Genomic DNA, 15,642 nt, shown 5'->3' on the forward strand with positions numbered 1-15,642 from the left:
GCCATGCGTTTAACTCGCAAAACTAACAGCCAGGCGAGCGGGCTGGGTATCAGCCGTCGCCAGTTCCTGAAACGCAGCGGTGCCGCGACCGGGGGTATTGCTGCTGCTGGCTTTGTCGGCGCGCCGATGATGCAGCGCGCCGAGTCTGCCGACAAGACACCGGTGCTGGACTCCCCTGTGGAAACCAAGCGGACGGTCTGCTCCCACTGTTCAGTGGGCTGTGGCGTTTATGCCGAAGTTCAGGAAGGTATCTGGACCAAGCAGGAGCCTGCCTTTGATCATCCCATCAACCGCGGCGCTCACTGTGCCAAGGGGGCGGCGCTGCGTCAGCACGGGCATTCCAGCCGTCGTCTGAAATATCCCATGAAGCTGGTGGATGGCGAGTGGCAGCGGCTGAGCTGGGAAGATGCCATCGAGGAAATCGGCAGCAAGGTGCTGGAGCTGTCTGAACAGTACAGCCCCGACAGCATCTACTGGTTGGGCTCGGCCAAGTTCAATAATGAACAGGCCTACCTGATGCGCAAGTTTGCAGCTCTGGCCGGTACCAACAACACTGACCACCAGGCGCGTATCTGTCACTCCACGACGGTGGCAGGGGTAGCCAATACCTGGGGTTACGGAGCGATGACCAACTCGCTCAATGATATCCAGAACTCCAAGTCGATCATGTTTATCGGCTCCAACCCCAGCGAAGCCCACCCGGTGGCCATGCAGCATATCCTGCTGGCCAAGGAGCGCAGCCACGCCCAGATTATTGTGGTCGACCCGCGCTTCACCCGCACAGCCGCCAAGGCAGACAGCTTTGTGCGCCTGCGCCCGGGTTCTGATGTGGCCTTTATCTGGGGCCTTCTGTGGCACATCTTTGAAAACGGCTGGGAAGACAGCGAGTTCATTGATCAGCGTGTCTACGCAATGGATGACGTCCGCGCTGAAGTGGCCAGCTTCACGCCCTCTGAAGTGGAACGGATTACCGGCGTACCCGAAGAGGTTATGTTCGATACGGCCAAGCGCCTGGCGGATAACCGCCCGGGCTGCATTGTCTGGTGCATGGGCGGGACCCAGCACACCACGGGCAATAACAATACCCGCGCCTACTGCATTCTGGAGCTGGCCCTGGGCAACATGGGTAAATCCGGTGGCGGCACCAATATCTTCCGCGGCCACGATAACGTTCAGGGCGCCACTGACCTGGGGCTGATGTCTCACTCACTGCCCGGCTACTATGGCCTGGCGGAAGGCGCCTGGCGGCATTGGGCAGGCGTCTGGGGCCTGGACTACGAGTGGCTGCAGAGCCGCTTCGATCAGACCGAGTACACTGATGGCAAGCCGATGCATTCAAGCGGGATTACCGTCTCGCGCTGGATCGACGGCGTGCTGGAAGAGGATGAGAACATCTCCCAGCGCTCAAAGCTGAAGGCTATGTTCTACTGGGGCCACGCGGTCAACTCCCAGACCCGTGGGCCGGAAATGCAGCAGGCCATGAAACAGCTGGAAATGATGGTCATCGTCGACCCCTATCCGACCGTGGCAGGCGTCATGCACGACCGCACCGATGGCGTTTACCTGCTGCCGGCGGCTACCCAGTTTGAAACCACCGGCAGTGTGACCGCGACCAACCGCTCCATCCAGTGGCGCGATCAGGTGATCGAGCCGCTGTTCGAGTCCAAGCCTGATCATGAAATCATGTACCTGCTGGCGCAGAAACTCGGCTTTGCCGAGGAGCTGTTCAAGAACATCCGCGTCGAGAACAACCGCCCGGTGACCGAGGACATTACCCGCGAGTTCAACGCCGGCATGTGGACGGTCGGCTATACCGGCCAGAGCCCGGAGCGCCTGAAGGAACACCAGCAGAACTGGCATACCTTCAGCTTCCGTGATCTCAAGGCCCAGGGCGGCCCGGCAGATGGTGATTACTATGGCCTGCCGTGGCCCTGCTGGGGCACCGCCGAAATGGGCCACCCCGGGACGCCGATTCTGTACGACACCAGCAAGCCGGTGGCTGAAGGCGGTCTGACCTTCCGTGCCCGCTTCGGGGTTGAACGTGATGGCGACAATCTTCTCGCGGATGGCTCTTTCAGTGCGAATTCTGATATCGAAGACGGCTACCCCGAGTTCACCGCCCAGATGCTCAAGGATCTTGGCTGGTGGGATGACCTGACCGACGCGGAAAAAACCGCGGCTGACGGCAAGAACTGGAAGACCGACCTGTCCGGGGGAATCCAGCGGGTCGCCATTGCCCATGGCTGTGCGCCCTTTGGTAATGCCAAGGCGCGCTGCAATGTCTGGACCTTCCCGGATCCGATTCCCAAGCACCGCGAACCGCTCTATACCAGCCGCCGTGACCTGGTTGAGGATTACCCGACCTGGGACGATGTGGCCTCGCATTATCGTCTGCCGACCCTCTACAAGAGTATTCAGGAAAACGACAACAGCGACCGCTACCCGATCATCCTGACCTCGGGCCGCCTGGTGGAATATGAAGGCGGTGGTGAAGAGACCCGCTCCATGTCGTGGCTCGCCGAGCTGCAGCAGGAAATGTTTGTCGAGATCAACCCGGCCCTGGCCAATGATCACGGTATCCGTGATGGCGACATGGTCTGGGTGGAAGGTGCCGAAGGCGGGCGCGTCAAGGTGAAAGCCCTGGTGACCCCCCGCGTGGCGCGTGAGGTGGTGTTCATGCCATTCCACTTCGGTGGCATGTTCCAGGGTGAAAGCCTGCATGACCGCTACCCGGATGGAACCGCCCCCTATGTATTGGGTGAAGCGGCCAATACGGCGACCACCTACGGCTACGACACCGTGACGCAGATGCAGGAAACCAAATGCACCCTGTGCCGCCTTGAGCGCGCCTGACACCCTGACTGATAGCCAAGCGGCGCGGGTAAACCCCCGCGCCGTGCGAGGAGAAACATCATGGCACAAATGAAATTCATGTGTGACGCTGAACGCTGCATCGAGTGCAACGGCTGTGTCACCGCCTGTAAGAACGCCAACGACGTCGAGTGGGGCATCCAGCGCCGCCGCGTGGTTACCCTGAATGACGGCGAAGCCGACGAGATGTCGATCTCGGTGGCCTGTATGCACTGCGACGACGCGCCGTGTATGGCCGTCTGCCCGACCGACTGCTTCTACAAGACCGATGACGGCATCGTCCTGCACGACAAGGACCTGTGTATCGGCTGTGGTTACTGCCTGTATGCATGCCCCTTTGGCGCGCCCCAGTTCCCGCAGCAGAACGCCTTTGGCGAGCGCGGCAAGATGGACAAGTGCACCTTCTGTGCCGGTGGCCCGGCGGAAACCAAGGAAGAAGAGTACGAGAAATACGGCGCCAACCGCATTGCCGAAGGCAAGCTGCCGCTGTGTGCAGAAATGTGTTCCACCAAGGCGCTGCTGGCCGGTGATGCTCAGGAAGTGGCTGATATCTTCCGCCAGCGTGTGGTTCAGCGTGGCCATCCGGACGGTGCCTGGTCAGGCAACCCCCAGGCCAGTGCTGATGACCTCGCCTATGACGCCGCCCGTAAAGGGTAAGGAGGCTTGTCATGAACCATAACAAAACGGGCCTGTGGCGCTGGCTGTGTGTCATGCTGGTGCTGCTGGCAAGCCTGGGCATGGCGTCGCTGGCCAGTGCGCAATCCACCTCGGAAACTGAAATGGTCACGGCGGCGCCGGGCATTGACGCCGATCAATGGCGCCAGGTGCGCAGCGGCGAAACTGATGCCAACTTCCGTGATACGCGTTTTGACAGCAACTATAACCTGGTCAACTCAAGCGGCGAGACCTGGCGTCAATGGCGCAACCGTTGGGTGTCACCGTTTGGCCTGATCGCCATTGGTGGCATGGCAGCTGCCATTGCCCTGTTTTACATCATCGTTGGGCGCAAATATCTGGAGGAGCCGCGCACAGGTCGCAAGCTGTTTCGCTGGTCGCTGTTGATGCGCTCACTGCACTGGACGGTCGCCTCGCTGTTTATCGTCCTGGCGCTCACTGGCCTTAACCTGCTGTTTGGCAAGTTTGTATTTCGCAGTCTGTTGGGTGATGGAGCCTGGGCGTGGATGGTGTCCACCTCCAAGGTGCTGCACAACTACCTCGGGCCAATCTTTGGAGTGCTGCTGGTTATTCTGTTGATCAGCCTGATCAAGGAAAACATGCCCAAAAAGCAGGATCTTGAATGGTTCAAGAAAGGCGGTGGCCTGTTCGGTAAGGAACATGTCGACGCCGGGTTCTGCAACGGCGGCGAAAAAGCCTGGTACTGGCTGCTGGCGTCAGTGGGTTTGCTGGTCGTGGCCAGCGGCTTTGTGCTCGACTTCCCCAACTTCAATCAGGGCCGCGACACCATGCAGTGGGCGAACCTGATTCACGCGGTGGGCGCGCTGGGGCTGACAGCCGTCTCAATAGGCCACATCTATATCGGTACCCTGGGTACTGAAGGTGCCCTGGAAGGCATGACCACCGGCTACGTGGACGAAACCTGGGCGAAAGAGCACCACAACCTCTGGTATGAAGAGGTCAAGGACCAGGCGCTGACAGAAGACGAAGTCGCTGCTCAGAAAAGCGCGGGTAGCGCAGGGACGGACAGCGCGCCATCAAGCTCCGGCTAGCGAGGCGAAAGCGGTGATACGTCACCGCTTGCTATCGGTTTTTTTAACGGCTCTGATAACAAAAGACACCGCCTTCGGGCGGTGTCTTTTGTTATGCTGTCGGCAGTTGCGATTAGCCCATTGAATGAGAGGAAAGATCATGCCAGCCTTTGATGAACTCGACCCGGCAACACGCACAGAGCTTGAAGCCGCCGCCTTTCGTCGCCTGTTAACTCACCTCGATGACAACAAGGACGTGCAGAATATCGACCTGATGATTCTGGCTGATTTCTGCCGTAACTGCCTGTCCAAATGGCTGGTGGCAGCCGCTGAGGAAAAGGGTGCCGAGCTGGATTACGACGCCGCCCGTGACTATGTCTATGGCATGCCCTACAGCGAATGGAAGGAACATTACCAGGCGCCTGCCACTCCCGAGCAGCTGGCGGCCTTTGAAAAACGTCAGGCTGACAAGAAAGCCAGCGGCAGCCAGGAGGCGTAGCGGTCATGAACGAGCCAATGATTCCCCTGGGAGTGGCGGTATTGACCGTCTCGGATACCCGCACTGAAGACACCGACCGCAGCGGTCAGGCGCTGGTGGAGCGCGCCACCGGCGTGGGTCACCGGCTGGTCGACAAGCGCATCGTGGTAGACGATATTTACCAGATCCGCGCCGTGGTCTCCGCCTGGATCGCTGATCCTGAGGTACAGGTGATTATCTCCACCGGGGGCACCGGTTTTACTGGCCGCGACTCCACCCCGGAAGCGGTGTCCGTGCTGTTTGACAAGCGCATAGAGGGCTTTGGCGAGCGCTTCCGCCTGCTCAGTGGCGAGGAGGTCGGCAGCTCAACGATCCAGAGTCGCTGCCTGGCCGGGCTGGCCAATGCCACCGTCATCTTCTGTCTGCCGGGTTCTACCGGCGCCTGCCGCACCGGCTGGGACGGTATTCTCGCCGAGCAGCTGGATAGCCGCCACAAACCCTGTAACTTCGCCAATCTGGTGATCCCCGAGCGAGGCCAGCATGGCTGAGTTGGCACCGATAGAAACGGCCCTGGAGGCATTGCTGCAGGATGCTCAAGCACTGGACACTGAGCCGTTAGCCCTGACTGACGCCGCCGGGCGGGTGCTGGCCGAAGACGTCAAGGCGCAGCTGGATGTGCCACCTTTTGACAACAGCGCCATGGATGGCTATGCCCTGCGCGCCGCCGAGGCGGGCCAGCAACTGCTGATTAGCCAGCGGATTGCGGCGGGTTCTGGCGTGAAACCGCTAATGCCCGGCACCTGTGCGCGGATCTTTACTGGCAGCGAGATTCCACCGGGGGCGGATTGCGTGGTCATGCAGGAGCGAGTGGAGCGCCAGGGCGAGCATGCCCTGCTGCCTGCTGATATTCCCATTGGCGATAATATCCGCCGACGCGGCCGCGACGTACGCGCCGGCCAGACACTTTTGTGTGCCGGTACGCGGCTGGAGGCGGCTGCGCTTGGGCATCTGGCCGGGCAAGGAGTGACCGAGGTGCAAGTTGTACGCCGCCCGCGGGTAGCGCTTCTATCCACCGGCGATGAAATTATCGACCCGGGCACGCCGCTCAAAGCCGGGCAGCTATATAACTCCAACCGCCCCATGCTCAAGCGTCTTTTGGAGAATTTTGGTGCCGAGGTGGTCAGCCTGGTCAGCGTGCCGGATAACCCGCAAGGCACCCGGGAACAGCTGCAAAAGGCCGCCGAGCAGGCGGATCTGGTGGTCAGCACCGGCGGGGTAAGCGTTGGCGAGGAAGATCATGTCAAGGCCGCCCTGGAGGAACTGGGCACGCTGACGCTGTGGCGGCTGGCGATTCGCCCGGGCAAACCCTTGGCGCTGGGGCAGCTGCCCCGTCGTCAGGGCCAGGCACACTTTGTCGGCCTGCCAGGCAATCCGGTGTCAGGCTATGTAGGCGCCTGGCTTTTTGTGCGCCCGCTGATCGGTGCCTTGCTGGCCTGCCCGGCCCTGCAGTCACTGCCGGAAATCTCTGCCAACGCAGGGTTTGCTACCTCGACCGGGCCGCGCCAGCATTATATGCGCGTCAGGCTTTTGTTCTCGTCTTCCGGGGTGAGCGCCGAGGCCTTCGACGACCAGAATTCCGGAGTGTTATCGTCCTGCATTGATGCCAATGCGTTGGCCGTCATCCCCCCTCAGACCCAGGTGGAAAAAGGCGATACTGTGACCTGCCTGTGGCTGGCCGGGGGGATATAAACCGCATTGTCCTTTGTACTGCCAGCGCAGAGAGTGCTATCGCGTTTAGGGAAACCCGCCTGTGTCCAGTACAATAGGCCAGCTACTGACTTGCTGGCCTATTACCATTAGCGCATGCCAGCAAGTCTGTCTTTTTTACACAGCAAGGAGTAGGCAGTGAGCGATCCGATCATTCGCATTGAAGGCCTCGACAAGATCTATGCTGGTAAAAGCGGTTCAGGTAAGGAAGACGTTGGCAGCTTTCAGGCATTGCGGCAGGTGGATTTGAGTATCGAGCGGGGCGAAATCTTTGCGCTGCTCGGACCTAATGGTGCCGGTAAAACCACCCTGATCAGCGTGGTCTGTGGGCTGGCATCTCCCTCGCGGGGCACTGTCTGGGTGGACGGATTTGATAACGTCAAACAGTACCGGGATGCCCGTGAGCGGATCGGGCTGGTGCCCCAGGAGCTGACCAACGAGGCGTTCGAAACCGTATGGAATACGGTGAGCTTTAGCCGCGGCCTGTTTGGCAAGCCGCCCAACCCCGAACATATTGAACGGGTGCTCAAGTCACTGACCTTGTGGGACAAGCGGCATAATCGTCTGATGACCCTGTCGGGCGGAATGAAACGCCGGGTACTGATTGCCAAGGCGCTTTCCCACGAACCGCGCATCCTGTTTCTGGATGAACCCACCGCCGGTGTTGACGTCGAGCTGCGCCGGGAAATGTGGGAAGTGGTGCGCGGACTGCGTGATCAGGGCGTGACGATCATCCTCACCACTCACTATATCGAGGAAGCCGAAGAGATGGCCGACCGGATCGGCGTCATCAACAACGGTGAAGTGATACTGGTGGAAGAAACCAATGCCCTGATCGAAAAACTCGGCCGCAAGCAGTTGACGCTGCAGCTTTTTGACCCCCTGCACAGCATTCCTGATTCCCTGGCGGCATTTGAACTGGCGCTAAGCGATACGGGTGAAGAGCTGATCTACAGCTATGAAAGCTCCTCCAAGCAGCGCGACAGCAGCGGTATTTCGACCCTGCTGCGCGCGCTGGAAGCCGCTGGCATTGGCGTCAAGGACCTGCACACCCGGCAAAGCTCGCTGGAAGATATTTTCGTTGATCTGGTCAAGGAGCGCGCATGAATCTCTATCCTGTCCGTGCCATCTATATGTCGGAAATGGCACGAACCCGACGGACGCTGTTGCAAAGCATTGTTTCCCCGGTCATTTCCACGTCACTGTATTTCGTGGTGTTTGGCGCCGCCATTGGCTCGCGGATTGAGGAAATTGGCGGCATCAGTTACGGCGCCTTTATCGTCCCGGGCCTGATCATGTTGATGCTGCTGACCCAGAGTGTCTCCAACGCTTCGTTCGGGATCTTCTTTCCCAAGTTCTCCGGCAGTATCTACGAACTGCTGTCAGCGCCGATTTCCTATCTTGAAATCGTGATTGGCTATGTGGGAGCGGCAGCGTCCAAGTCGGTGCTGTTAGGCCTGCTTATTCTGCTGACCTCAAATTTCTTTGTACCACTGGAGGTGGCTCACCCGGTATGGATGCTGGTCTTTCTGGTATTGACGGCGCTGACCTTCAGCATGCTGGGGTTCATTATCGGGATCTGGGCGGACGGTTTTGACAAACTGCAGCTGGTGCCGCTTCTGGTGATTACGCCCCTGACCTTTCTGGGGGGTAGTTTCTATTCCATCGATATGCTGCCACCTTTCTGGCAGGGAGTAACCCTGTTGAACCCCGTGGTCTACCTGGTCAGCGGGTTTCGCTGGAGTTTCTACGGCATCAGTGATGTGAGCGTTGTGGCCAGCGTTGTGGTGATTTCGCTCTTTCTGATCGGTTGTCTGGGAATGATCGCCTGGATATTCCGCACCGGCTATCGACTGAAGCCCTGATACCGCTACAAGGAACCCCGATCCCCTATGCCACTATTGCAAAGTATTGTCCACCGCCTGGAGCCTGCCCTGGATGGTGCCCGGCTGGATATTGTAGCGGCGAATGACGTGCACCCCCAGGACAGTGATGCCATGGAAGCCCTGGTGACTGCCCTGAATGATACCTACAACACCAAGCCCAAAGGCTGGGGGCGTTTCAGCGCTGACCCTGAAGGGGTAGACACCACGTTCGCTGGCGGGCTGGGGCGCTACCTGGCCGATGGCAGTGGCTTTGCCACCCTGACCCGGCGGCTGACCGAGCAGCTGGCCAGGGCGCTCGCCGAGCATCTTTCGGTGGCGGGCTACCTGCTGTTTACCCATCAGCGCCAGGGGGATACCGACACCCTTCTGGTGGCGCTGGTGCATCAGCGCGAAGGCATTGGCATCAACGCTGAACACCATGCAATACCTGCCGTGCAGCTGAATACCCGCCAGCTGACCCTGGCCGCGCGCATTAACCTGACCCAGTGGCAGCAGGGCGATGCTCAATCCCAGTATGTATCCTTTCTGAAAGAGCGCGGTGGCCAGAAAGTGGCCGAGGTGGTAACCCAGTGGCTGGGGGTGGGGGAAGGCCTTGATGCGCCTCAGGAAACCCGTACCCTGCTTAAGGCGTTCAGCGACTACGTCGAAAAGGAAGCCTTTGACGAAGAGGCCAGCCGGGAAAAGACCGATGCCCTGGTCGACTATGCCACCGACCAACTGCGCCGCGGTGAGACCATGACTCTCGATGAGCTGTCGGCACTGGTGGATGAGCGCCAGCCCAAGGCATTCTATGAGCATATTCGCCACGCTGACTATGGCCTGGCAGAAGAGATACCGCCGGACAAACGCACCCTGAATCAGTTTCGTCGCTTCACCGGCCGTGCCGGTGGCGTGTCGATCAGTTTTGATTCGCACCTGCTCGGCAACAGCATTGAATACGATGAGGCCGCTGACCGGCTGATTATCAAACAGGTACCCAGGCAGCTTAAAGAACAGCTCAAGGGGCACGACTAGGTGAACGATCAGGAAACCCCTCGCGTTTCAAGCCTTACCGGCTTGATTGACATGCTGGAGCAGGTAGTGTTGGAGGATCAGGATATCAGCGTGTCGGATGTGGTGGATGCCATTGGTTTTCGCGGCTTTGGCCCCCTGCTGCTGGTGGCCGGGCTGGTCACACTGGCACCCCTGATTGGCGATATTCCCGGCGTACCTACCCTGATGGCGATCATTGTACTGTTAATAAGTGTGCAATTGCTGGCTGGACGCCGACGGTTCTGGCTACCCGCCTGGCTACTGCGTCGGCAGATGGCGCGAACCACCTTTATGAAAGGCTTACAACATGCCCGAAAGCCGTCACGCTGGGTGGATCGCTGGCTGCGCGTACGTTGGCCATGGCTGACCGGCAAGCAGGGCAGCCGCCTCACCGCTGTGACGGCGCTGATCATCGCCCTGGCGATGCCGCCCATGGAGTTTATTCCTTTTTCAGCCAACGGCGCCGGGCTGGCGTTGACGTTACTTGGGCTAGGGTTGGTCGCCCGCGACGGTCGTCTGGTGTTGGCCGGTATCCTGCTGACACTGGCAACCTTTGTGCTGGTGGCGGTCAATGTTTTCTGAACAATAAAAAACGCCACCGTTGTAAAACGGTGGCGTTCTAGTCTTCAATTCCGCGCTATCTGTCTGAAGGCAGCCTTGTCAGGCGCAGTCAGCGGCGCCTTCGCCAAACATATCGAACATCAGCTCACGGCCCATGGACGTGAGCACAAAGCGGCCGTATTCATTATAAATGGCGGCTTCGCTGTTGATCAGCACTTTCTGGCAGGTGGCCCATTCAGGCGCCTGCTTGCTGATGGCGGCCAGTTCACGGCGCTCAATGCCGCGATGAGGCAAGGTAATGCTTTCAAGCACGTGGCCGTGCTGGTAAAGCAGTTCAGCCGCTGTCGCAAGGCATTGACGCAGGCTGCGTTGTAGATGCGCGGCGGTTGATGTGTTGGGAGTCATAAAAAGGTCTCCTGCAAGAAGCCCAAATAGGGCTTGTTGCAGCGCATTATAAAGCATAGCGAAGTTAATACCAAGGTCGAATCAAGACCAAGGTCTAAATGTCTTTAGGCGTTCACTCGCTACGCCATTTCCCCGAATTCAACATAAAAACCCGTGGAATAGACACGTGAACCCTGTTCGACCCTCGTATTCTTTCGCAATGGGGATGTAAAAAGATCAGCGCCAAGCGAAATGTTGTTGATGCAGGCGTCCTAAATCATTGGCTGGAAAGCGAGCGTCACAGGTTGAGACAGCGTGACCCCTGAAAGCGCGACTGTGGCCGGTATCCTGAATACATCAGCTGAACGATTGCGTTGATACAAAACCATCACACGTTCAATAACAATGAGGTTTACAAGATGGATGAGAAACCAGAAAAGGTTCGTCAAAAACCCGGTCTCGGGCTTGCCCTGACGCCTGTCATTCTGACGCTGATCGCTATCGGCACCCAGATTTTCTATTTTGGCGATTTCACCCCGCATATTCCGTTGGCCATCGGCCTGGCCATCACTTCCGTGGTCGGTATCAAGCTTGGCTTCCGTTGGAAGCGCATTGAAGATGGCGCCTTCCACGTTATCAACGTCTCGTTACCCTCGGTATCGGTGCTGATTCTGGTGGGCATGATTATTGGTGTCTGGATTGCCAGCGGAACTGTTCCCAGCCTGATCTATTATGGCCTCCTGATGCTGTCTCCGGCCTTTTTCCTGGCTGCCGCCATGCTGATCTGCTCGGTGGTATCGGTATCTCTGGGTACCTCCTGGGGCACGGTCGGTACTGTGGGTCTTGCGCTGGTTGGCATTGGTGCCGGCTTTGATATCCCGATCTACTGGACAGCCGGTGCAGTGGTCTCTGGTGCCTTCTTCGGCGACAAGATCTCCCCGCTCTCCGATACCACCAACCTGGCATCCGCCGTCACCGGCAATGACGTCTTCTCGCATATCAAGAACATGATGCCCACCACTGTTCCGGCCATGCTGATCGCACTGGTGATCTATCTGGTAGTAGGCTTCACCATGATTGATGATCAGGCCGCCTCTTTTGACCGTATTGAAGCAATCACCACGTCATTGAACGAGAACTTCACGATCTCGCCGTGGCTGCTGCTGCCGGCATTGCTGGTTATCATTCTGGCGGTCATGAAGATGCCGCCGATTCCTTCGCTGTTTGCCGGTGTGCTTGCTGGTGCGTTGACGGCGATGGTGACCCAGGGCGTTGGCCTGCACGAGATTGTGACCTATGCCAACTACGGTTACGAGATTGAAACCGGTGTTGACGAAATGGATAGCCTGCTCAACCGCGGGGGTATCCAGTCAATGATGTGGACCATTTCCCTGATCCTGATTGCCCTGGGCTTTGGTGGCGCGCTGGAGAAAACCGGCTGCCTGGAAACCATTATCAAGGCGATCATGGCCAAGGTGCGTTCTTTTAAAGGCGTACAGACATCAGCGATTGCGACATCGTTCGCGACTAACCTGGTCGCAGGCGACCCCTACCTCTCTGTGGCGCTGCCGGGCCGTATGTATGCACCGACCTATCGTGGTCTGGGCTATTCGACGCTTAATCTTTCGCGTGGCGTGGAGGAAGGCGGTACCCTGATGTCGCCGCTGATTCCCTGGAACGCGGGTGGCGCCTTTGTCATCAGTGTGCTGGGTCTGGGAATCGGTGAAGGCAACGTCGAGAACCTGCTATACATCCCTCTGGCGTTTGCCTGCTGGCTGTCGCCGCTGATTGGTATATTCTACGCTCAGACGGGGCTTTTCTCGCCCAAGGCGACAGATGCCGAACGAGCCCTCTGGGAAAAGCAGGATGAGCATATTGCCTCTGCTGATGCCCTGGGTGCGGCAGCCAATGCGGCGGTGAGCACACCAGCACCAGCGTCCGGTTCTAGCACCTAGAGACGGCGTTCAGCCCACACCTGAAAAAACGTTAGACGGTTCAGCGAACACCCCGCCCTATCTCAGGCGGGGTGTTTGTCTTTGAGATGATCAATAACGGTGGAGGTCACCACCGGGAAGCTGGTGGCTGACCTGCTGGCGGGTTAAGCTACTGATATTGACCTGACTCCGTTCAAGGTATCGCGTTTCCAGGGTTTTCAGGAGTGAGCCAAACATGGTGATTCAATGAGCGTAGCGGCAAATAATGCACCGTCCCTTTCGGTAGGTATCGTGTTGCTGCATCGTTTTACGCTGCTACCGTTTGCGGCCTTTGTGGATTGCCTGCGTCTGGCGGCTGATGAAGGCGACCGTAGCCGCCCGCTGCGCGCGCAGTGGGTGTTCATGACACCCAATGGCGAATCGGTAACCTCCAGCTGCGGCGCGGTAATTTCGGCGTGTCAGCCGTTTCAGCCGCCCGCCCGCTTTGATTATCTGGTGGTGATAGGCGGCGTGCAGGAAGACAAAGCTGCCCCGGAGGCGTCGACCAGCGCCTATCTGCGTGAAGCTGATCATGCAGGCATTCCGCTGGTGGGGTTGTGTACCGGTGTATATGCACTCATTCAGGCCGGGTTGATGAAGGGGCGACGCTGCTGCGTCAGCTGGTATCACCATCATGAAATGACCAAGCGCTTTCCCAGCGCTGAACCTGTGGCAGACCGGCTGTTCATTGATGACGGCGACCGCATCACCTGCGCCGGTGGGGCCGCCGCCGCCGACCTCGCAGCGTTTTTGATCGAGCGGCATATCGGCAAGGCCTGGGCGATGAAAAGCCTGCATATCATGCTGCTCGATGAAGGCCGTCAGGGCACTTCGCCCCAGCCCCAGCCGGTGGTGTTCGGGCGGGTGGAAGACCGCATCGTCAGGCGCGCCATTCTGGTGCTCGAACAGCATCTTGGCCAGGTAATCAGCATGGATGCCCTGGCCGAGCGGGTAGGTACCTCGCGTCGCAACCTGGAACGCCGCTTCAAGGCCACTCTGGACGTCAGCCCACAGCAGTTTGCCCGTGAACTGCGATTACGCTATGGCCTGTGGCTGCTGAACTATACCGGCAAGAGCATCACTGATATTGGCGCCCGCTGCGGGTTTGCCGATACCGCGCATTTTTCCCGCCAGTTTCGCGCCTGTTTTGGCGCTTCCCCTTCAGAGCTGCGCAAAAACGCAACGCTGCCCAACGGCCACCAGGTCGACCCTTTCTTTCTGCATGTTGACGGCCAGCCTGCGCTTTAGCCCCTGCCTAAGGCCAGTTACTGTTTTTCCTCGACGCTATTAATACTTGAAATGTTCATGCGTTTTGTCGCATTTGTTCAATTAGTCCGGGTGGTAATCGCCTTTAATCAAACCCTAGGGCCTGTTGACGTTTCATCACGACCGCGACAGAGGCCCTTTTGGTGCAGAACAAGGCGTGAGGAGCGTGATTGGGTGGCTCCCAATCAGCGACAAACAACGCAGGGCTGCGCCAAAAGGGCCCTGTCCCTTCGGGTTGCGCGCCAAAGAACGCCATGCGGCGTTGCGCCACTCGGTAAGGGCACCACCATTGCCGTCGTGTCGCGCCTTGCCTGACGCTCTTTGGCGCAGCAACGCGGTTCGCGAGGAAACGTCAACAGGCCCTAGAGAAATCCCTATCACTCACCAACAACAATGACGTAGGGCTGTCGGGGTGGCGTCAACCGCCCGCAGAAAGCCTGACGCATTCAGGAGCCTTCCATGCAACGCTATTCTGGCTTCGGGCTGGTCAAGCATGCGCTCAGCCATCACGAAAACTGGCAGCGCCAGTGGCGCAACCCTACTCCCAAACCGGCCTATGACGTCATTATTGTTGGCGGAGGCGGCCATGGGCTGGCCACTGCCTACTATCTGGCCAAGGAATTCGGCATCACCAATGTCGCGGTGATTGAAAAAGGCTGGCTGGGCGGCGGCAATACGGCGCGTAATACCACCATCGTGCGTTCCAACTACCTGTGGGACGAATCCGCCTTCCTGTACGAGCACGCCATGAAGCTCTGGGAAGGGCTGTCCCAGGACTTGAACTACAACGTCATGTTCTCCCAGCGGGGCGTCCTGAACGTGGGGCACACCCTGCAGGACATGCGCGACATTCAGCGCCGGGTCAACGCCAACCGTCTCAACGGCATCGACAGTGAAGTGCTCGATACGGCCGGGGTACAGAAAATTGTCCCCATCATGGATTGCTCCAAGAATGCCCGTTATCCGGTGCTGGGGGCGTCCTGGCAGCCGCGTGCTGGCGTTGCCCGCCACGACGCAGTGGCCTGGGGCTATGCCCGGGGTGCCGACGCGCTAGGCGTAGATATCCTGCAGCAGACCGAAGTCACCGGCTTCAAGATTCGCGACGGCCAGATCTACGGCGTGCACACCAACCGCGGTGATATCGAAGCCAGGACGGTGGGCTGTGTGGCCGCCGGTAATTCGGGCGTGCTGGCCGATATGGCCGGTTTCAGGCTGCCGCTGGAATCTCACCCACTGCAGGCGCTGGTCTCCGAACCCATCAAGCCGGTGCTGGATACCGTGGTCATGTCCAACCATGTACATGGCTATGTCAGCCAGTCGGACAAGGGGGATCTGGTCATCGGGGCCGGTATCGACGGCTACAACGGCTATGGCCAGCGCGGCAGCTACCCGACGGTGGAGCACACCCTGCAGGCCATTGTCGAAATGTTCCCGATCTTCTCTCGGGTGCGCATGAACCGTCAGTGGGGCGGCGTGGTGGATACCTGCCCGGATGCCTGCCCGATCCTGTCGAAGACACCGGTCAAGGGCCTCTACTTCAACTGCGGCTGGGGCACCGGTGGCTTCAAGGCCACGCCCGGTTCCGGCCATGTGTTTGCCGCCAGCCTTGCCAAGGGCGAGATGCACCCGATTGCAGCGCCTTTCTCCATTGACCGCTTCCACAGCGGTGCGCTCATCGATGAACACGGCGCGGCCGGCGTCGCGCACTGAGGAGATTT

14 protein-coding genes are annotated in these 15,642 nt (G+C 59.0%); 13 read left to right on the forward strand and 1 reads right to left on the reverse strand.

Annotated features, from left to right (window positions below):
* Window positions 1-3 precede the first annotated feature (3 nt).
* The 10 genes from LL947_RS00645 (at window position 4) to LL947_RS00690 (ending at window position 10,322) form a co-directional block, all read left to right on the forward strand.
* Complete coding sequence (locus tag LL947_RS00645; RefSeq protein ID WP_290822739.1) at window positions 4-2,853, forward strand: formate dehydrogenase subunit alpha; 2,850 nt, start codon at window positions 4-6, stop codon at window positions 2,851-2,853.
* Window positions 2,854-2,913: 60 nt separating this feature from the next.
* Window positions 2,914-3,528, forward strand: a complete 615-nt coding sequence (fdh3B, locus tag LL947_RS00650) for a formate dehydrogenase FDH3 subunit beta (protein ID WP_171702894.1) — start codon at window positions 2,914-2,916, stop codon at window positions 3,526-3,528.
* 11 nt (window positions 3,529-3,539) lie between these two features.
* Window positions 3,540-4,598, forward strand: a complete 1,059-nt coding sequence (locus tag LL947_RS00655) for a formate dehydrogenase subunit gamma (RefSeq protein ID WP_404415295.1) — start codon at window positions 3,540-3,542, stop codon at window positions 4,596-4,598.
* A 139-nt stretch (window positions 4,599-4,737) separates the two neighbouring features.
* Window positions 4,738-5,076 (forward strand): DUF1244 domain-containing protein, encoded by a 339-nt coding sequence (locus tag LL947_RS00660; protein ID WP_290822744.1) that lies wholly within the window; start codon window positions 4,738-4,740, stop codon window positions 5,074-5,076.
* A gap of 5 nt (window positions 5,077-5,081) precedes the next feature.
* Window positions 5,082-5,603, forward strand: coding sequence for a molybdenum cofactor biosynthesis protein B (moaB, locus tag LL947_RS00665; RefSeq protein WP_290822746.1), 522 nt, complete (start codon window positions 5,082-5,084; stop codon window positions 5,601-5,603).
* The gene (locus LL947_RS00670; RefSeq protein ID WP_499833639.1) at window positions 5,596-6,804 is read left to right on the forward strand and encodes a molybdopterin molybdotransferase MoeA; all 1,209 of its coding nucleotides are present in this window, start codon (window positions 5,596-5,598) and stop codon (window positions 6,802-6,804) included. Before moaB ends, LL947_RS00670 begins: the two co-directional genes overlap by 8 nt.
* A 156-nt stretch (window positions 6,805-6,960) precedes the next feature.
* Window positions 6,961-7,929 (forward strand): ABC transporter ATP-binding protein, encoded by a 969-nt coding sequence (locus tag LL947_RS00675; protein ID WP_404415302.1) that lies wholly within the window; start codon window positions 6,961-6,963, stop codon window positions 7,927-7,929.
* Window positions 7,926-8,687, forward strand: a complete 762-nt coding sequence (locus LL947_RS00680; RefSeq protein WP_290822753.1) for an ABC transporter permease — start codon at window positions 7,926-7,928, stop codon at window positions 8,685-8,687. Before LL947_RS00675 ends, LL947_RS00680 begins: the two co-directional genes overlap by 4 nt.
* Window positions 8,688-8,714: 27 nt before the next feature.
* Window positions 8,715-9,722, forward strand: coding sequence for a nucleoid-associated protein (locus LL947_RS00685; protein ID WP_499833640.1), 1,008 nt, complete (start codon window positions 8,715-8,717; stop codon window positions 9,720-9,722).
* Window positions 9,723-10,322, forward strand: a complete 600-nt coding sequence (locus LL947_RS00690; protein ID WP_499833641.1) for an exopolysaccharide biosynthesis protein — start codon at window positions 9,723-9,725, stop codon at window positions 10,320-10,322.
* A gap of 78 nt (window positions 10,323-10,400) precedes the next feature.
* Here the strand turns inward: LL947_RS00690 and LL947_RS00695 are convergent, their stop codons facing one another.
* A complete protein-coding gene (locus LL947_RS00695; protein ID WP_499833642.1) occupies window positions 10,401-10,706 on the reverse strand; it encodes a hypothetical protein in 306 nt (101 codons plus the stop codon).
* Between the two features lie 398 nt (window positions 10,707-11,104).
* Here LL947_RS00695 and nhaC point away from each other — a divergent pair, with 398 nt between their 5' ends.
* The 3 genes from nhaC (at window position 11,105) to LL947_RS00710 (ending at window position 15,634) form a co-directional block, all read left to right on the forward strand.
* Complete coding sequence (gene nhaC / locus LL947_RS00700; protein ID WP_499833643.1) at window positions 11,105-12,640, forward strand: Na+/H+ antiporter NhaC; 1,536 nt, start codon at window positions 11,105-11,107, stop codon at window positions 12,638-12,640.
* A gap of 225 nt (window positions 12,641-12,865) precedes the next feature.
* Window positions 12,866-13,906: a GlxA family transcriptional regulator gene (locus tag LL947_RS00705; protein ID WP_404415313.1), complete on the forward strand. Its 1,041-nt coding sequence runs from the start codon at window positions 12,866-12,868 to the stop codon at window positions 13,904-13,906.
* A gap of 477 nt (window positions 13,907-14,383) precedes the next feature.
* A complete protein-coding gene (locus tag LL947_RS00710; RefSeq protein ID WP_499833644.1) occupies window positions 14,384-15,634 on the forward strand; it encodes a sarcosine oxidase subunit beta family protein in 1,251 nt (416 codons plus the stop codon).
* Window positions 15,635-15,642: the final 8 nt, after the last annotated feature.

The sequence above is a fragment of the Halomonas sp. BLK-85 genome (assembly GCF_044792155.1).
Lineage (GTDB): Bacteria > Pseudomonadota > Gammaproteobacteria > Pseudomonadales > Halomonadaceae > Vreelandella.

Excerpts from the sequence above, each read along its gene's own strand:
- fdh3B (WP_171702894.1), top strand. The coding sequence starts at position 2,914 with ATGGCACAAATGAAATTCATGTGTGACGCTGAACGCTGCATCGAGTGC.
- LL947_RS00705 (WP_404415313.1), top strand. The coding sequence starts at position 12,866 with ATGAGCGTAGCGGCAAATAATGCACCGTCCCTTTCGGTAGGTATCGTG.
- moaB (WP_290822746.1), top strand. The coding sequence starts at position 5,082 with ATGAACGAGCCAATGATTCCCCTGGGAGTGGCGGTATTGACCGTCTCG.
- LL947_RS00655 (WP_404415295.1), top strand. The coding sequence starts at position 3,540 with ATGAACCATAACAAAACGGGCCTGTGGCGCTGGCTGTGTGTCATGCTG.
- LL947_RS00695 (WP_499833642.1), bottom strand. The coding sequence starts at position 10,706 with ATGACTCCCAACACATCAACCGCCGCGCATCTACAACGCAGCCTGCGT.
- LL947_RS00660 (WP_290822744.1), top strand. The coding sequence starts at position 4,738 with ATGCCAGCCTTTGATGAACTCGACCCGGCAACACGCACAGAGCTTGAA.
- nhaC (WP_499833643.1), top strand. The coding sequence starts at position 11,105 with ATGGATGAGAAACCAGAAAAGGTTCGTCAAAAACCCGGTCTCGGGCTT.
- LL947_RS00670 (WP_499833639.1), top strand. The coding sequence starts at position 5,596 with ATGGCTGAGTTGGCACCGATAGAAACGGCCCTGGAGGCATTGCTGCAG.
- LL947_RS00685 (WP_499833640.1), top strand. The coding sequence starts at position 8,715 with ATGCCACTATTGCAAAGTATTGTCCACCGCCTGGAGCCTGCCCTGGAT.
- LL947_RS00680 (WP_290822753.1), top strand. The coding sequence starts at position 7,926 with ATGAATCTCTATCCTGTCCGTGCCATCTATATGTCGGAAATGGCACGA.
- LL947_RS00710 (WP_499833644.1), top strand. The coding sequence starts at position 14,384 with ATGCAACGCTATTCTGGCTTCGGGCTGGTCAAGCATGCGCTCAGCCAT.
- LL947_RS00645 (WP_290822739.1), top strand. The coding sequence starts at position 4 with ATGCGTTTAACTCGCAAAACTAACAGCCAGGCGAGCGGGCTGGGTATC.